Origin of the sequence: Paenirhodobacter sp. CAU 1674, assembly GCF_029222945.1 — a bacterium.
GTDB lineage: Bacteria > Pseudomonadota > Alphaproteobacteria > Rhodobacterales > Rhodobacteraceae > Rhodobacter.
In genome coordinates this window covers 65940-80691 of sequence record NZ_JARHUH010000006.1, presented here as the reverse complement: position 1 = coordinate 80691, position 14752 = coordinate 65940, and the positions used below count along the sequence as shown (strand labels likewise).

Genomic DNA, 14752 nt, shown 5'->3' with positions numbered 1-14752 from the left:
CGGCCCCTTCCACCCCCCTTCCCGGAACGCCTATCGGAGTTAAGCGCATGAAACAGACAGGCAAGGTTTCCCTGATCGGCGCAGGCCCCGGCGACCCGGAACTGCTGACGCTCAAGGCATTGAACCGGATGCAGACCGCTGATGTGGTGGTCTATGACCGGCTGGTTTCCCCCGAAATCATGGCCCTGATCCCGCCCGCCACGCGGCGGATCGCGGTGGGCAAGGAAGCCGGGCATCACTGCGTTCCGCAAGAGCGGATCAACGAAATTCTGGTGGAGCTGGCCCGTCAGGGGCTGCGGGTGGCGCGGCTGAAAGGCGGCGATCCGCTGATCTTCGGGCGCGGGTCGGAAGAGGCCGAGGAACTGGCCGCGGCCGGTATCGGCTATGAATATATTCCCGGCATCACCGCCGCGCAGGGCGCTGCCTGTTCGACCGGCGTGCCGCTGACGCATCGGGGGCTGGCGACCGGCGTGCGCTATGTCACCGGGCACCGGGCGCGCGATGCCGCGCTCGATCTGGACTGGGACAGCCTGGTCAGCCCCGACACCACGCTGGTGGTCTATATGGGCGCGGCCAACATGGCGCGGATCGCGGCCGAACTGACGGCGCGCGGCCTGCCCGCATCCACGCCCGCGATGGCGGTGGCCTCGGCCACGACGTCGCGCGAACGGCGGGTGATTGCGCCGCTCGATCAGGTGGCGGATGCGGCCGAGGGGCTGGAGGCGCCGGTGCTGTTTGTCGTCGGTCGCGTCGTGTCGCTGGCCGTGGCAGAACCCGCGGGCCTGCCGCTGGGCGACTGGCTCGACCGGATGGGGGCAGCGGCCCATGCCTGATCGTGCCGCCCTGCTGCTGGCGCTGCTGTGCCTCGCCGCCCCGGCCATCGCCGGGGAGGATGCGGTCGGCCCGGCAGATGCCCGGCGGCTGGAACATCTGGTGCTGCAGGATTGCGGATCGTGCCACGGTCTGACGCGCAAGGGCGGCCTGGGCAGCCCGCTGACCCCCGAGGCGCTGGCCGGTCAGGACCGCGACCTGATCGCGACGGTCATTCTGGACGGGGTGCCCAATACCGCGATGCCGCCCTGGCGCCCGCTGATGACCGAGGCCGAAGCCTACTGGATTGCCGATTACCTGCTGAAAGACGTGAAAAAATGACTCGCCTTGCTGCTTTCCTGATGTGCTCTGTTCTGGCCACCCCGGGCCTCGCGCAAGAGTTGCGCGCGACCGGCGACATGGGCGTCGTGGTTGAGCGCGCGACCGGGTCCGTGCTGATCGTGGATCAGTCCGATCATGCCGCACTGGCCCGGGTCGAGGGGTTCGGCGATCTGAGCCACGCAAGCCTCGTGTTTTCGCCCGACGAACGCTTTGCCTATGTCTTCGGGCGCGATGGCGGGCTGACAAAGCTGGATCTGCTGACGCAGAAGATCGTCGGGCGCGTGGTGCAGGCAGGCAATTCCATCGGCGGCGCGATTTCCGATGACGGCAAACTGGTTGCGGTGGCCAATTACGCACCGGGCGGCGTGAACATCTTCGATGCCGACACGCTGGAACAGGTGGCGGCTATCCCGGCGGGCGGCAAGGCGCTTGGGCTTGAAGATGCGCCGGGGCGGCGTTTCGTCTTCTCGGTCTGGGACACGGGCGAAACGCGCATCGTCGACATGTCCGGGGCAGAGCCGAAGGTGACCACGCTGACCGACATCGGGGCAGAGCCTTATGACGCGCTGATCACCGATGACGGGCGCACCTATATCGCCGGGCTGTTCGGCGAGGACGGGCTGAGTGCGATCGACCTGTGGGACGAGACCCCGACCGCCCGCCGCATCCTGCCGCATTACGGGCGCGGCCAGCAGGAAATGCCGGTCTACAAGATGCCCCATCTGGAAGGCTGGGCGAAGGCGGGCGATCAGATCGTGCTGCCCGCGATCCACCACCACGAGGTGCTGTGGATCGACGCGCGCACGCTGGAGGAAACCGGCCGCACGCAGACCCATGGCCAGCCGGTCTTTGCCATGGCGCGCCCCGGCGGTCGGCAGGTCTGGGTCAATTTTGCCCATCCTGACAATGACACGGTGCAGGTGATCGATTCCATGACCCATCAGATCGTGGGCGAGATGGTGCCGGGCCCGGCCGTCTTGCACATGGAATTCACCGCACGCGGCACCGAGGCCTGGGTCTCGGTGCGGGATGAAAACAAGGTGGTGATCTATGACACCACCACCCTGAAACCTATTGGCGAGATCGCGGCCGAAAGCCCCTCGGGGATCTTTTTCACCGCGCGCGCCCACCGGATGGGGCTTTGACCGATGAGCTTTCTTTCCCCGATCGACCTGCGGATTCTGGATGACTGGCAGCGTGATCTGCCGTTGACCGAACGCCCCTTCGCCACGATGGCCGCGGCGCTGGAGTGTGACGAGGAGACATTGCTGGCCGATCTGGCGCGGCTGCGTGCCGCCGGCACAATGGCGCGTGTCGGGGCGACATGCCGCCCGAATACGGTGGGTGTGTCGACTTTGGCCGCGCTGGCGGTGCCCGAATGGCGGATCGAGGAAGTCGCGCAGATCGTCGGGGCCGAGCCTGGCGTGAACCATTCCTATCTGCGTGAACACCACTGGAACATCTGGTTTGTCGCCACCGCTGCGGATGCCGATGAACTTGCGGCGATGCTGGCGCGGATCGAGACGCAGAGCGGCCTGCGGGTGCTCAAGCTTCCGCTGAAACGCGCCTTCAACGTCGATCTGGGGTTTCGGATGGCCGGGCCGCGCCATGCGCTGAGCCTCGATCAGCCCGCCGATACGTCGGTGCTGCAGCCCGCAGACCGCAAGCTGCTGCAACGCCTGGCCGAAGGGCTGCCGCTGGTCAGCGAACCCTTTGCCGCGCTTGGTGCGGAACTGGGGCTTGGCGCACAAGAGGTCATCGCCCGGATCAAGGCGCTGCTGGCCGCGCGCATCATCACCCGGATCGGGGTTATCGTGCGGCATCGTGCGCTGGGGTGGCGCTCGAACGCGATGGTGGTCTGGAAACTGCCCGATGCACGGATCGCCGCGGCGGGGCAGGCATTGGTGCGCCAAACGGGTGTGACGCTGTGCTATGAACGCCATGGCACGCCCGACTGGGACCATACGCTGTTTTGCATGGTCCATGCGAAATCCCGCGCCGAAGCCGCCGGGGTGATCGCGGATGCGGCGGCGCTGCCGGAACTGTCCGGCGCCGAACGGCAGGTGCTGTTTTCGGTGCGGTGTTTCAAGCAGACGGGCGCGCAGATCGACCACCGCCCCGCCCGCACCCCGGAGGCCGCCGAATGAGACGTGTGCCACTTCCTCCCGAGGCGCTCGATCCGAGCGATCGCCATATCCTGAACGCCCTGCAAGACGGGTTTCCGATCGGTGAACATCCTTTCGCCAAGGCCGGCGCCGCGCTGAACCTGTCCGAAACCGCGCTGATCGAGCGGCTGCGCCATTTGCGCGAAATTGGTGCCATCACGCGTTTCGGCCCGTTTTACGATGCGGCCGCGATGGGCGGTGCCTTTTGCCTGTGCGCGATGCAGGTGCCCGCAGCGGATTTCGAACGGGTCATGACTTTGGTCAATGCCCACCCCGAGGTCGCGCACAATTATGAACGCACACATCGGTTGAACATGTGGTTCGTGCTGGCGGCGGAAACGCCCGAGGGGATCGCCCCGGTGGCCGATGCGATCGAGCGGGAAACGGGGCTGAAAGTGCTCCGCTTCCCGAAGCTCGAAGAGTTCTTCATCGGCTTCAGGGTATCGGCATGACAATGGATGCAAGCGACAGACGGATCATCGCAGCGACCCAGGCCGGGCTGCCGCTGGTCCCGGCGCCCTATGCCGAAATCGGGCGTCAGATCCGCCTGAGCGAGGCCGAGGTGATCGCCCGGATGCAGGCCATGCAGGACAGCGGGGTGATCCGGCGCATCGCCCTGGCGCCGAACCATTACGCCCTTGGCATGGTGGCCAATGGCATGTCGGTCTGGGATGTCGAGGACGCGCGCGCCACCGAACTGGGCGCGCAGGTCGGGGCGCTCGATTTCGTGTCGCATTGCTATCTGCGCCCCCGCGCCGAGGGCTGGCCCTACAATCTGTTCGCGATGATCCACGGCACCTCTAAGGACGAGGTCGAGGCCAAACGCGCCGAAATCGCAACCCTTCTGGGATCGGCCTGCCGCAGCAACGACATCCTCTATTCCACCCGGATACTGAAAAAAACCGGATTGCGGATCCGGGGAGAGGCCTGAACCATGTTCCGTCTGACGCAATACATGCGCGAACTCGTGCATCCAACGCCGGTGCGCCACCGCTCCGGCCCGGTCAAGCCGGTGGTGATCTGGAACCTGACGCGGCGCTGCAACCTGCGCTGCCGGCACTGCTACACCACCTCGGCCGATACGCATTTCCCGGGCGAGCTCAGCCACGAACAGGCGATGGGCGTGCTGGACGATCTGAAGGGCTTCGGCATTCCCGCGCTGATTCTGTCGGGCGGCGAGCCGCTGTCGCGCTTCGATTTCTTCGATCTGGCGGCGCGGGCGCAGGCGCTGAACTTCCGGCATCTGTCGCTGTCCACGAATGGCACGCTGATCACTGCCGACAACGCCGGGCGCATCGCCGATCTGGGCTTTGATTATGTCGGCATCTCGCTTGACGGGATCGGGGCCACGAACGACTGGTTCCGCGGGCTCGATGGCGCCTTCGACGCGGCCTTGGGCGGGGTGCGCGAACTGCTGGCGCGTGGCGTCAAGGTGGGCCTGCGCTTCACCATCACCGAAGACAATGCCGAACAGCTGCCCGCGATGATGGATCTGTGCGACCGCGAGGGCGTGGATAAATTCTATCTTTCGCATCTGGTCTATGCCGGGCGCGGCGACAAGCACCGGGGCGAAGACACCGAACACATGCGCACCCGCGCGGCGATGGACGAGTTGATTGACCGTGCCTGGGTGGCGGTGGCCGAAGAAATGCCGCTGGAAATCGTGACCGGCAACAACGATGCCGACGCGGTCTATTTCCTGCGCTGGGTGGAACGCAATTTCCCCGAAAAAGCCGCGCATATCCGTGCGCATCTGGAGGCCTGGGGCGGCAACTCCTCTGGCCTGGGTGTGGCCAATATCGACCCGCAGGGCCGGGTGCATCCCGATACCTACTGGTCCGATTACACCGTGGGGTCGGTCAAAGAGGTGCCCTTCTCGCAGCTCTGGATTGGCACCGATCCGATGCTGGCCACGCTGCGCACCCGCCCGCGCCCGCTCAAGGGCCGCTGCGGGGCCTGCGCCTACAAGGCGGTGTGCGGCGGCAATACTCGCATCCGCGCGTTGCAGGTCTCGGGCGATCCCTGGGCCGAAGATCCCGCCTGCTATCTGGGCGCGTCCGAGATCGGCATCGAGGCCGATACAGACCGCCTGACCGTTACCCCGTTCCGAGGCAAAAGCCATGATCCCGCGCACCGCTTCTTCTGACCGCCGCCCGTCTGGCACGCGCCGGACGCTCCGCGGGGAGTATTTGGGCCAAGAAGAAAGACCTGCGCTTCTTCTTGGAAGAAATACTCCCGCCGGAGGCGTCCTGGCCGTGATGCTGGCGCTGCTGCCGGGAATGGGGCAGGCCGGGCCCGATGGCGCCGCGCTTTTTGCCGAACATTGCGCCGCCTGCCATGCCGAAAACCGGCTGGGCGGCACCGGGCCGGCGCTGATCCCCGAAACCTTGGGCCGGATGTTCGGCCCGGCGCTGGAACAGGTGATCGCCGAAGGCCGCCCGGCCACGCAGATGGCGGGCTTCGCCGATCAGCTGAGCGCGCCGGAAATCACCGCGATTGCCGCCTGGCTGGGCACGCCGCTGGCCGAAACTCCGGTCTGGACGGCCGAGATGGCCAACACCAGCCGCGAGATGTCGGACACCTATACGCCCGCCACGGCGCCGGTGTTTTCGGGCGATCCGATGAATATCACGCTGGTCGTGGAAACCGGCGATCACCATGTATCGGTTCTGGACGGCGACACGTTCGAGGTGCTCGACCGCTTTGCCACGCCCTTTGCGGTTCATGGCGGTCCGAAGTTCAGCCCCGACGGGCGCTATGTTTTCGTGATGTCGCGCGATGGCTGGGTGCAGAAATACGACATCTGGTCGTTGCAGGTGGTGGGGCGGGTCCGCGCCGGGCTGAACAGTCGCAACATCGCGATGAGCCATGACGGGCAATGGCTGGCGGTGGCGAACTATCTGCCGCAGACGCTGACCATCCTGTCAACGGCGGATCTGAGCGTGGTGCGGGTGATCGACGTGATCGACCGCAAGGGCCAGCCCAGCCGCGTGTCCGCCGTCTATCAGGCGCCTGATCGGCATAGCTTCGTGCTGGCGCTGAAGGACGCGCCCGAAATCTGGGAAATCGCCACAGACCCGGCGGCGGGGCCGTTCCATGACGGGTTCGTGCACAGCTACGAAGCCAGCATGGAAGAGGCACTTGGCGCCGAAGAGGGGCTGTTTGCCCGCCGCCGCATCGACATTGACGAACCGCTGGACGATTTCTTCTTCTCGCCGGATTATCGCAACCTGATCGGCACCAACCGCGAAGGCACCAAGGGCGAGGTGATCAACCTTGATGTCGGGCGCAAGATCGCCGAACTGCCGCTGCCGGGGATGCCGCATCTGGGATCGGGCATCAGCTGGATGCGCGACGGGCATCGGGTGATGGCCACGCCGCACCTGCAGGAAGGCGTGCTGTCGGTGATCGACATGACCGACTGGCATCTGGTGCAGACGATCAAGACCGACGGCCCGGGGTTCTTTTTGCGCAGTCACGAGGCGACGCCCTATGTCTGGGCGGATGTGTTCTTTGGCCCGCACAAGGACGAGATGCATGTGATCGACAAGCAGAGCCTGCAGATCGTGCGCACGCTCAATCCCGCGTTGGGCAAGACGGTGGCACATACCGAATTCACCCGCGACGGCAGTCATGCGCTCGTCTCGATCTGGGAAGAGGACGGCGCGGTGATCGTCTATGATGCGAAGACGCTGGAAGAGGTGCGCCGGCTGCCGATGAACAAGCCTTCGGGGAAATACAATGTCTGGAACAAGATCACCTTCGACGATGGCACCAGTCACTGACCCGCAGGGCCCGCGGCTGCGCCGTCTGGCGCTGCTGCTGTACCCGTTCACGGCGGCGGCGGTGGCGATCAATCTGTTCATGGTGGGGCTGATGTGGCAACGCCTCGGCCTGCCCGCGATCCCGCCGAAGCTGGCGCTTTTGCTGGCGGTGCCGCTGGGGGTGCCCGCCACATGGGCCGCCGCCCGCTGGGTGCGTGGCCTGATCGACGAGGCCGAGGGGCGCGGTTGAGAAAAGTCAAAGATCAGGTGCGATGCCGCGGCTAGCGTGCCCGCACAAAACCGGAGTCACCAAAGGGCGGACCATGACGCGCGCGACCCAACTTGACGATCTGCGGCGCAGTTTCGGGCATTCCTCTGTCACGCCCGAGACGCGGCGGGCCGAGGTCTCGGCGCTGTTCGACCGGATCGCCCCCCGCTATGACCTGATGAACGATCTGATGAGCTTTGGCACCCACCGGCTGTGGAAACGCACGGTGGTGGGCCGGGCGCTGGCGCATCTGGCGCCGGGCGATGCGCCGCTGCTGGATCTGGCGGGCGGCACCGGCGATCTGGCGATCGCGCTGCGCCGGGCCTGTCCGGTGCGGCGGGTGATCGTGGCCGACCCCTCGGCGGGCATGCTGGCGGTTGCGCGGGAACGGGCGGGTGACAGCCTCGAGTATATTCAGGCGGGGGGCGAGGATCTGCCCCTGCCCGGCGGGTCGGTGGCGATGGTCACGCTGTCCTTCGGGCTGCGCAACATGGCCGATCCGGCGCAGGGCCTGCGCGAGGTTGCCCGCGTGTTGCAACCGGGCGGGCATCTGGTGTTGCTGGAGTTTTCCAAGCCCGACCCTTGGTTCGCGCCATTCTATGGGCTGCACGCGCGGCACGTCATTCCGCGGCTGGGTGCGCTGGTCGCACGCGATCCGGGCGCCTATACCTACCTTGTCGAATCGATCGAACGCTTCCCGGCGCGCGCCGATATGACGCGCGAGATCGCCACGGCGGGGCTGACCCTGATTGAAGAGCGGGCCTTCGTGTTCGGGGTCGCGCGCATGCAGATAGCGAAGAAACCCTGATGACCCGGAACATGATCGAGTTGAAACACCATCTTGCAGGCCTGCCGCGGCTGATGTTGTGGATCATCGCTGCGCGGTTCAAGACGGTCAGCCTGTCGCTGATGCCGGTGCTGGCGGGCAGTTGGCTGGCCGCGCAGGCCGGGCAGTGGCGCCCCGACGTGACGCTGGCGGCGATGCTGGCGGCCAGCGCCATTCAGATCGGCACGAACCTGTGGAACGATGCCGCCGATGCCGCGCGCGGGGTGGACCGCGACGACCGGCTGGGCCCGCCGCGGATGACCGCGCTTGGGCTTCTGGACGGGGCGCAGGTGCGGCGCGGGGCGCTGGCCGCGTTCGGCGTGGCGGTTCTGGCCGGGCTTTACCTGCTGGGGATCGGCGGCTGGCCGATCATCGCGATCGGGCTGGCCTCGCTGGCTTTCGGGTATCTGTATTCGATGGGGCCCTATCCGATGTCGGGCCTGCCGTTTGGCGAGGTGCTGGTGATCGTGTTCTTCGGGCTGGTGGCGGTGTCGGGCACGGCCTGGTTGCAGGGCGTGCCGCCCTTGGGGCCGCGGGTTCTGGCGCTGGGGCTGATGATCGGGCTACCGGCGGCGGCGGTGCTGTTGCTGAATAACCATCGCGACCGGGCGCAGGACATCCGCGCGGGGCGGCGCACGCTGGCGATCCTGATTGGGCCGGTGGCATCGAAACTGCTGTATTTCGCGCTGCTGCTGGGGGCGTTGGCGGTCGCATTCCGGCTGGCGCCCGGCGTGGCGCTGCTGCCTGCGGCGGTGCTGGCGCTGTGGCTGGGGCATGCGATGTGGCACTGGCCGGTGTCGGTGCGGCTGAACCGGCTGCTGGCGCAGACCGCGCTGTTTCAGATGCTGCTTCTGGTGGGTGTCGTCGCGGGCTGAGCCTGCCGCATGAAAAAGGCCGCCGTTTTCGGCGGCCGTTGTCCTTGGAAGCGCTCAGTTCATCGCGCCGGGGCTTTTCACCGGCAATTCGATCTGCACCTCGCCTGCCTTCTCGAAGATCAGGGTCACCGGGACCATTTCGCCCTCGGTCAACTGGGCCGTCAGGTCGATGAACATCAGGTGCAGGCCACCGGGTTGCAGCCGTGCCTCGCCCCCTGCGGGCACGTCGATCTCGGGCACCTCGCGCATTCGCATGATCCCGTTGTCGTTGATATGGGTGTGCAGTTCGGGCCGGGTGCAGGCCGGTGACCGGAATGCGAGCAGTTTGTCCGCAGGCCCGGTTGACCGGATAATCATGAACCCCGCCCCGGTGCGCGATACCATCGGCGCCGCACGCAGAAAGCCCCCGCTGATCTCCAGCCCGGGGGCCTGTGCCTGCTGGGCTTGCAGCGATGTGGCGCTCAGGGCGGCCATCGTCGCGATTCCCAGAATTACAGAACGACGTTTCATGTCTTGAGCCTTTCGCGGAACATTATTTCGATGCCCTGCCGGGCCTGCGGAACACTCCGACATTCCCGCGGCGGCAGCCTTAACAAATGTCAAGGCGTGCCCCTCACCGACATGTGATGACAGGCGCGGCGCAGCTTGAGGGCCGTCTGCGTCATCGGGAAACGCATGTTGCGAAAACGGCCCATAAGCGAGGGCAAAAAATGGTCAAGACCATTCACAAGCGCCTGCTGGCCACGACGGGAATCGTGGCGTTCGGCATGGCGATGAGCGCTTCTGCAGAATCGCTCGACGAGGTGATGGCACGGCGCGGCCTGACCCAGCAGGATCTGGTCGCTGCGGCAAAAACCTACACCCCCACCGGCGGGCGCGATGAATTCATCGCCTTCTCCTCGGGCGGCCAATCGGGCCAGATCATGGTCTACGGCGTGCCGTCCATGCGTATTCTGAAATACGTTTCGGTGTTCACCCCCGAGCCGTGGCAGGGCTTCGGTTTCGACGAGGAATCGAAAGCGGTTCTGGATCAGGGCAAGATCGACGGGCGCGAGTTGCAGTGGGGCGATACCCACCACCCGGCAATCACCGAAACCAACGGCGATCTGGACGGGCAATACCTGTTCATCAACGATAAATCCGCGCCGCGCGTGGGTGTCGTGTCGCTGCATGACTTCGAAACCCAGCAGATCGTCGTGAACCCGATCCTGCAATCCGAACACGGCGGCACCTTCGTCACGCCGAACTCGGAATATGTGATCGAAGCCGCGCAATATCCGGGCGTTCTGGGCCGCGGCTACGCGCCGCTGTCGCAGTTCAACGAGAAATTCCGCGGGGCCGTGACCTATTGGAAATTCAACCGCGAAAAAGGCCGGATCGAACCCGAGAATTCGTTCTCGATCGAACTGCCGCCCTATAGCCAGGACTTGTCGGATGCCGGCAAACTGGTGTCGGACGGCTGGTCCTTCACCAACTCGTTCTGCGCCGAGCGTTATGTCGGCGGCATTGAATCGGGCCGCCCGCCGTTCGAGGCAGGCTGTTCGCAAAACGACACCGACTATCTGCACGTCATCAACTGGCGCAAGGCCGAAGAGGTCTACAAGGCCGGCAAGGTCACGATGATCAACGACCATCCGGTGATCTCGATGCAGACCGCGATCGACGAAGGTCTGGTCTATCTGATCGCCGAGCCGAAATCGCCTCACGGCGTCGATGTTTCGCCCGATGGCAAATATATCGTGGTCGGCGGCAAGCTCGACACTCAGGCCTCGGTCTATTCCTTCGAGAAGATCCAGAAGGCGATTGCCGACAAGAAATTCGTCGGCACCGATCCCTACGGGATTCCGGTGATCTCGATGGAAGACGCGATCCATACGCAGGTCGCGCTTGGCCTCGGGCCGCTGCACAACCAGTTCGACAGCAAGCCCTGCGTTGTCTACACCTCGCTTTACGTCGACAGCCAGATCGCGAAATGGGACTATTGCGAAGGCAAGGTTCTGGACAAGCTGTCGATCCACTACAACGTCGGCCACCTGGTCGCGATGGAAGGCGAGTCGGTTCACCCGGCAGGCAAATACCTGATTTCGCTGAACAAGCTGGCGATCGACCGGTTCAACCCGGTGGGCCCGCTGCATCCGCAGAACCACCAGCTGATCGACATTTCCGGCGACAAGATGGAACTGCTGTATGACATGCCGGTCCCGCTGGGCGAGCCCCACTATGTGACCGCCATCGCCGCCGAGAAACTGCAGCCGCTGGTCCGTTACAAATACGGCACCAACTCGCGCACCGGCGAGAAGCACGAAGGCGCGGTGCGTCCGGGGCAAGAGCGGATCGAGCGCGACGGCACCAACGTGAAGGTCTACATGACCGCGATCCGGTCGCACTTCACGCCGGAAATCGTCGAGGTGAACGAAGGCGACACGGTCGAATTCATCATCACCAACTCGGAACGTGCCGAAGACGAAACCCACGGCTTCTCGGTCTCGACCTACAACGTCAACCTGTCGCTGGAACCGGGCAAGACCGCAACGGCCAAGATCGTCGCCGACAAGCCCGGCGTGTTCTCGTATTACTGCACCGAGTTCTGCTCGGCGCTGCACCTCGAGATGACGGGCTTCCTCGCGGTCAAGCCGAAGGGTTACGTCGAAGAGGCGGGCACGGCGGAAGAAGGCCAGACCTACAGCAAGGATGACTACGACAAGCAGACCGCGAACAACGTGGCGACGCAGGAAGTCATCGACTCGGTCGTGACCTACATCACCGAACGCAACTTCAAGGACTTCCCCGAAGTTGTGTCGCTGGTGGAAGACGCGACCGACCAGCTGAACTTTGCGGCCGACGCCAAGGCCAAGGCCGAGGATGCCGCCGGCAAGGAAGACTGGCAGAACGCGACCCTCTGGGCCGGTCAGTGGTGGCAGTATCAGGTCAAGGCCGCCGACATCGGTCTGCGTGCCAAGACCTTCCTGGATGAGCATGGCGCTGTGAAACAGTAACCACGCGCCGGGGGCGGTGGCCTGTGCCGCCGCCCCTGCTTCCCGATCCCAGCTTTTATTCGCAAGGAACGCGCGATGCGCCCGATCTTCAAAAGCCTTCTCGTTGCGGCCGTGACGCTCGCGGCTCTGCCCGCGCTGGCCGATGCCGTCGAAGATGGCGAGAAAGTCTATAAAACCAAGACCTGCATGGCCTGCCACGGCATCAAGGGCGCCCGCCCGGTGCTGAGCTATCCGATGCTGGCTGGCCAGAATGAAAAATACCTGCTGACCCAGCTGAAAGACATCAAGGCGGGCAAGCGGGTCGGTTCGAACGACCCGGATACGGGGCATCCCTATGTTCAGGGCATGGTCGACATCATGCATCTGGTCGACGACAACGACCTGAAAAACGTGGCGAAATACCTGTCGCAGCTGCCGCCCGGCAAGCCCAAGGCGATGGACCCGCCGCCCGCGCCCGACCTGCTGGCCGCCGGAGAAAAGGCCTATAACAGCCTGGGCTGCAAGTCCTGCCACGGCAAGGACGGCATGAAGCCCACGGCCAAGAATTACCCGTTCATCGCCGGGCTGAATGCCGAATATCTGGCCCGCCAGATGACCGAGATGCGCGACAAGGTGCGCGTGAACGGCCAGTCGAAACTGATGTTCGGAACGATCAAGAAAGCCAGCGACGAAGACATCATCGCGATGTCGGCGTGGCTGTCGCAGCTCAACCGTGCTGCCGAATAACGAAAGGATTCTCACATGAAAATCACGCTTCTTTCCGCAGCCTTGGTCGCACTGGCACTGCCCGCGCTGGCCGAGGGCACGGTCGACACCTCGTCTTGGAACCAGGGCGGGGGCGAACAGGACGAGGCGCTGCACCTGACGCCCGACCATGAAAACGGGGTCGAGACCTACGAGGTCTGTTCGGCCTGCCACCAGCTGAACGGCTGGGGTCTGACGGACGGCACCTTCCCGCAGATCGCAGGTCAGCATTACACCGTCATCATCAAGCAGCTGGCCGATATTCGCGCGCTCAACCGCGATAACCCGACGATGTATCCCTTCGCGCTGCCCTCGGAAATCGGCGGCTCGCAGTCGATTGCCGATGTGGCCGAATACATCTCGAAATTGCCGATGAACCCTGAAAACGGGGTCGGTCCGGGCGACGATCTGGCCCATGGCGAGCAGCTGTATAAAGAGAACTGCGTGCGCTGCCACGGCGAGACCGGCGAGGGCGACAACGACAAGTTCTATCCGCGCATCCACGGCCAGCACTACAACTATCTGATGCGCCAATATCAGTGGATCAAGGAAGGCAAGCGGCGCAACGCCAACCCCGACATGGTGCAGCAGATCCAGGGCTTCACCGACAAGGATACCTCGGCGGTGCTGGACTATGTCTCGCGGCTGCGGCCGCCGGCCGAGATGGTGGCCGAACCCGGCTGGGAAAACCCGGATTATCAATAAGCCTGCCAGTCCCGGGCGGAGACGCTTTCCCCGCCCGGGCACGACATCATAGCCTTACAGGACCTCACCCATGGACAAGGCCCCCTCTGACAAACGCGGTATCGTGTATCGCGTGCTTACGCTTATCTCCGTCTGTCTGATTGCCGCGTCGTTCGTCAGCCCCGGCTGGTGGGTGTCGCTGACCGCGCCGAACTATCCCGAAGCGACCTTCCCGCAGGGCATCCGCATCCTGTTTCACATGGATTCGGTGCGCAACGGCTGCGACATCCGCGCCAGCCAGGAAGTCGAGGAAAACGAGGCGCTGGATTGCGTCCACGAGATGGACACGATCAACCATTACGTCGGCATGTATCCGATCGCCTCGGGCGGGCCGGTGGAAAAGGCCTTCTCGCCCTTCCTGTTCGCAATGCTGGGCGTGATGGCGCTGGCCTTCGCCGCCCCGGGCCGCACCGCGCGGATCGCCGTGTCGGTCGTGGGCTATGGCGCGATCGCCGCCTGGATGACGCTGGCGATGTATGGCCAGAACGGCATCAATTATACCACGACTGGCTATCTCAAGGGGCTGGTTGTTTCGCTTGGTGGCAGCACCGCCGACAAGGTCGAGGACGACCAGAACCTTTCACCCATCGTCAAGATGCTCAAACAGTCGCTGGCCGAAAGTGCCCAGCAGGAACAGCCGACCGTGACCGGCGAAGATGACCGCGCGGCGCTGATCGCCAACCTGGAGGCCAATTACGGCATCGACGAGCGCAAGAAGCCGATGCACGAGCAGGTGGCCTGGAATGGCTCCATCATGCAGGTGTTCAAATGGCATTACGCGAAGTCGCTGGCGCGCTGGTTCAATGAACCCGCCCGCAACGATCCGCTTGTCGCCACGATGTCATCGGTCGCGCAGGTCCTGTATGTCGTGGTGTTGGCGTTCATGGCGCTGATGGTGTTTGCCGCCTTCTCGGCGCGGTCGATCTTTTACTGGTTGCTGGTGCTGGTGCCGATGGCACTGCCGATCGGGTTTCTTGCGGAATATGCCGGCTGGCTCTGGTGGTATGGGCACAGCCTGAACGCGATGGGGGCCTTCACGCTGAAGCCCTTCATGCCCACCGTGTTCGGCGACGGCAAGGTCGCCCAGTTCACCACGCACAGCTACCCTGCCATCGGCTTTGGCCTGATGGTGGCCTCGTCTGCGCTGCTGGCGCTGGCCGCGCTGATCCGGTTCAAGCAGTTGCGCCTTGCGGGTGACGCCGCGGCGAAGATGTGAGG

16 protein-coding genes are annotated in these 14752 nt (G+C 64.6%); 15 read left to right on the top strand and 1 reads right to left on the bottom strand.

The window, feature by feature from the left end:
• The first annotated feature begins 47 nt into the window (after positions 1-47).
• The 11 genes from cobA to menA all read left to right on the top strand — a co-directional run bounded on the left by cobA (position 48) and on the right by menA (position 9050).
• Complete coding sequence (gene cobA / locus P2G62_RS10025; protein ID WP_275734755.1) at positions 48-833, top strand: uroporphyrinogen-III C-methyltransferase; 786 nt, start codon at positions 48-50, stop codon at positions 831-833.
• Positions 826-1152: a cytochrome c gene (locus P2G62_RS10020; RefSeq protein WP_275734754.1), complete on the top strand. Its 327-nt coding sequence runs from the start codon at positions 826-828 to the stop codon at positions 1150-1152. The genes cobA and P2G62_RS10020 overlap by 8 nt, the downstream gene beginning before the upstream one ends.
• Positions 1149-2297 (top strand): cytochrome D1 domain-containing protein, encoded by a 1149-nt coding sequence (locus P2G62_RS10015; protein WP_275734753.1) that lies wholly within the window; start codon positions 1149-1151, stop codon positions 2295-2297. Before P2G62_RS10020 ends, P2G62_RS10015 begins: the two co-directional genes overlap by 4 nt.
• A 3-nt stretch (positions 2298-2300) precedes the next feature.
• Positions 2301-3299 (top strand): Lrp/AsnC family transcriptional regulator, encoded by a 999-nt coding sequence (locus tag P2G62_RS10010; RefSeq protein WP_275734752.1) that lies wholly within the window; start codon positions 2301-2303, stop codon positions 3297-3299.
• Positions 3296-3769: an AsnC family transcriptional regulator gene (locus P2G62_RS10005; protein WP_275734751.1), complete on the top strand. Its 474-nt coding sequence runs from the start codon at positions 3296-3298 to the stop codon at positions 3767-3769. Before P2G62_RS10010 ends, P2G62_RS10005 begins: the two co-directional genes overlap by 4 nt.
• Positions 3766-4248 (top strand): AsnC family transcriptional regulator, encoded by a 483-nt coding sequence (locus tag P2G62_RS10000; RefSeq protein WP_275734750.1) that lies wholly within the window; start codon positions 3766-3768, stop codon positions 4246-4248. Before P2G62_RS10005 ends, P2G62_RS10000 begins: the two co-directional genes overlap by 4 nt.
• A gap of 3 nt (positions 4249-4251) precedes the next feature.
• Positions 4252-5463 carry a heme d1 biosynthesis radical SAM protein NirJ gene (nirJ, locus tag P2G62_RS09995; protein ID WP_275734749.1) on the top strand — a complete coding sequence of 404 codons (1212 nt, stop codon included), beginning with the start codon at positions 4252-4254 and terminating at the stop codon, positions 5461-5463.
• A 112-nt stretch (positions 5464-5575) separates the two neighbouring features.
• Positions 5576-7102, top strand: coding sequence for a nitrite reductase (locus tag P2G62_RS09990; protein ID WP_275734748.1), 1527 nt, complete (start codon positions 5576-5578; stop codon positions 7100-7102).
• Complete coding sequence (locus tag P2G62_RS09985) at positions 7086-7331, top strand: hypothetical protein (protein WP_275734747.1); 246 nt, start codon at positions 7086-7088, stop codon at positions 7329-7331. The genes P2G62_RS09990 and P2G62_RS09985 overlap by 17 nt, the downstream gene beginning before the upstream one ends.
• 73 nt (positions 7332-7404) lie before the next feature.
• Positions 7405-8157: a ubiquinone/menaquinone biosynthesis methyltransferase gene (locus tag P2G62_RS09980; RefSeq protein ID WP_275734746.1), complete on the top strand. Its 753-nt coding sequence runs from the start codon at positions 7405-7407 to the stop codon at positions 8155-8157.
• Positions 8157-9050, top strand: coding sequence for a 1,4-dihydroxy-2-naphthoate octaprenyltransferase (gene menA, locus P2G62_RS09975; RefSeq protein WP_275734745.1), 894 nt, complete (start codon positions 8157-8159; stop codon positions 9048-9050). The genes P2G62_RS09980 and menA overlap by 1 nt, the downstream gene beginning before the upstream one ends.
• A gap of 54 nt (positions 9051-9104) precedes the next feature.
• Here menA and P2G62_RS09970 read toward each other — a convergent pair whose 3' ends face one another.
• Positions 9105-9560 carry a copper chaperone PCu(A)C gene (locus tag P2G62_RS09970; RefSeq protein WP_275734744.1) on the bottom strand — a complete coding sequence of 152 codons (456 nt, stop codon included), beginning with the start codon at positions 9558-9560 and terminating at the stop codon, positions 9105-9107.
• A gap of 200 nt (positions 9561-9760) precedes the next feature.
• Here P2G62_RS09970 and nosZ point away from each other — a divergent pair, with 200 nt between their 5' ends.
• The 4 genes from nosZ to P2G62_RS09950 all read left to right on the top strand — a co-directional run bounded on the left by nosZ (position 9761) and on the right by P2G62_RS09950 (position 14750).
• Entirely contained in the window at positions 9761-12046 is a 2286-nt protein-coding gene (gene nosZ, locus P2G62_RS09965; RefSeq protein ID WP_275734743.1) for a Sec-dependent nitrous-oxide reductase, read from the top strand.
• A 75-nt stretch (positions 12047-12121) separates the two neighbouring features.
• Positions 12122-12772 (top strand): c-type cytochrome, encoded by a 651-nt coding sequence (locus P2G62_RS09960; protein ID WP_275734742.1) that lies wholly within the window; start codon positions 12122-12124, stop codon positions 12770-12772.
• 15 nt (positions 12773-12787) lie between these two features.
• Entirely contained in the window at positions 12788-13495 is a 708-nt protein-coding gene (locus P2G62_RS09955) for a c-type cytochrome (RefSeq protein WP_275734741.1), read from the top strand.
• 70 nt (positions 13496-13565) lie between these two features.
• A complete protein-coding gene (locus P2G62_RS09950) occupies positions 13566-14750 on the top strand; it encodes a hypothetical protein (RefSeq protein WP_275734740.1) in 1185 nt (394 codons plus the stop codon).
• The last annotated feature ends 2 nt before the right edge of the window (positions 14751-14752 follow it).

Coding starts and splice junctions, on each gene's coding strand:
- cobA (WP_275734755.1), top strand. CDS start 48: ATGAAACAGACAGGCAAGGTTTCCCTGATCGGCGCAGGCCCCGGCGAC.
- P2G62_RS10020 (WP_275734754.1), top strand. CDS start 826: ATGCCTGATCGTGCCGCCCTGCTGCTGGCGCTGCTGTGCCTCGCCGCC.
- P2G62_RS10015 (WP_275734753.1), top strand. CDS start 1,149: ATGACTCGCCTTGCTGCTTTCCTGATGTGCTCTGTTCTGGCCACCCCG.
- P2G62_RS10010 (WP_275734752.1), top strand. CDS start 2,301: ATGAGCTTTCTTTCCCCGATCGACCTGCGGATTCTGGATGACTGGCAG.
- P2G62_RS10005 (WP_275734751.1), top strand. CDS start 3,296: ATGAGACGTGTGCCACTTCCTCCCGAGGCGCTCGATCCGAGCGATCGC.
- P2G62_RS10000 (WP_275734750.1), top strand. CDS start 3,766: ATGACAATGGATGCAAGCGACAGACGGATCATCGCAGCGACCCAGGCC.
- nirJ (WP_275734749.1), top strand. CDS start 4,252: ATGTTCCGTCTGACGCAATACATGCGCGAACTCGTGCATCCAACGCCG.
- P2G62_RS09990 (WP_275734748.1), top strand. CDS start 5,576: ATGCTGGCGCTGCTGCCGGGAATGGGGCAGGCCGGGCCCGATGGCGCC.
- P2G62_RS09985 (WP_275734747.1), top strand. CDS start 7,086: ATGGCACCAGTCACTGACCCGCAGGGCCCGCGGCTGCGCCGTCTGGCG.
- P2G62_RS09980 (WP_275734746.1), top strand. CDS start 7,405: ATGACGCGCGCGACCCAACTTGACGATCTGCGGCGCAGTTTCGGGCAT.
- menA (WP_275734745.1), top strand. CDS start 8,157: ATGACCCGGAACATGATCGAGTTGAAACACCATCTTGCAGGCCTGCCG.
- P2G62_RS09970 (WP_275734744.1), bottom strand. CDS start 9,560: ATGAAACGTCGTTCTGTAATTCTGGGAATCGCGACGATGGCCGCCCTG.
- nosZ (WP_275734743.1), top strand. CDS start 9,761: ATGGTCAAGACCATTCACAAGCGCCTGCTGGCCACGACGGGAATCGTG.
- P2G62_RS09960 (WP_275734742.1), top strand. CDS start 12,122: ATGCGCCCGATCTTCAAAAGCCTTCTCGTTGCGGCCGTGACGCTCGCG.
- P2G62_RS09955 (WP_275734741.1), top strand. CDS start 12,788: ATGAAAATCACGCTTCTTTCCGCAGCCTTGGTCGCACTGGCACTGCCC.
- P2G62_RS09950 (WP_275734740.1), top strand. CDS start 13,566: ATGGACAAGGCCCCCTCTGACAAACGCGGTATCGTGTATCGCGTGCTT.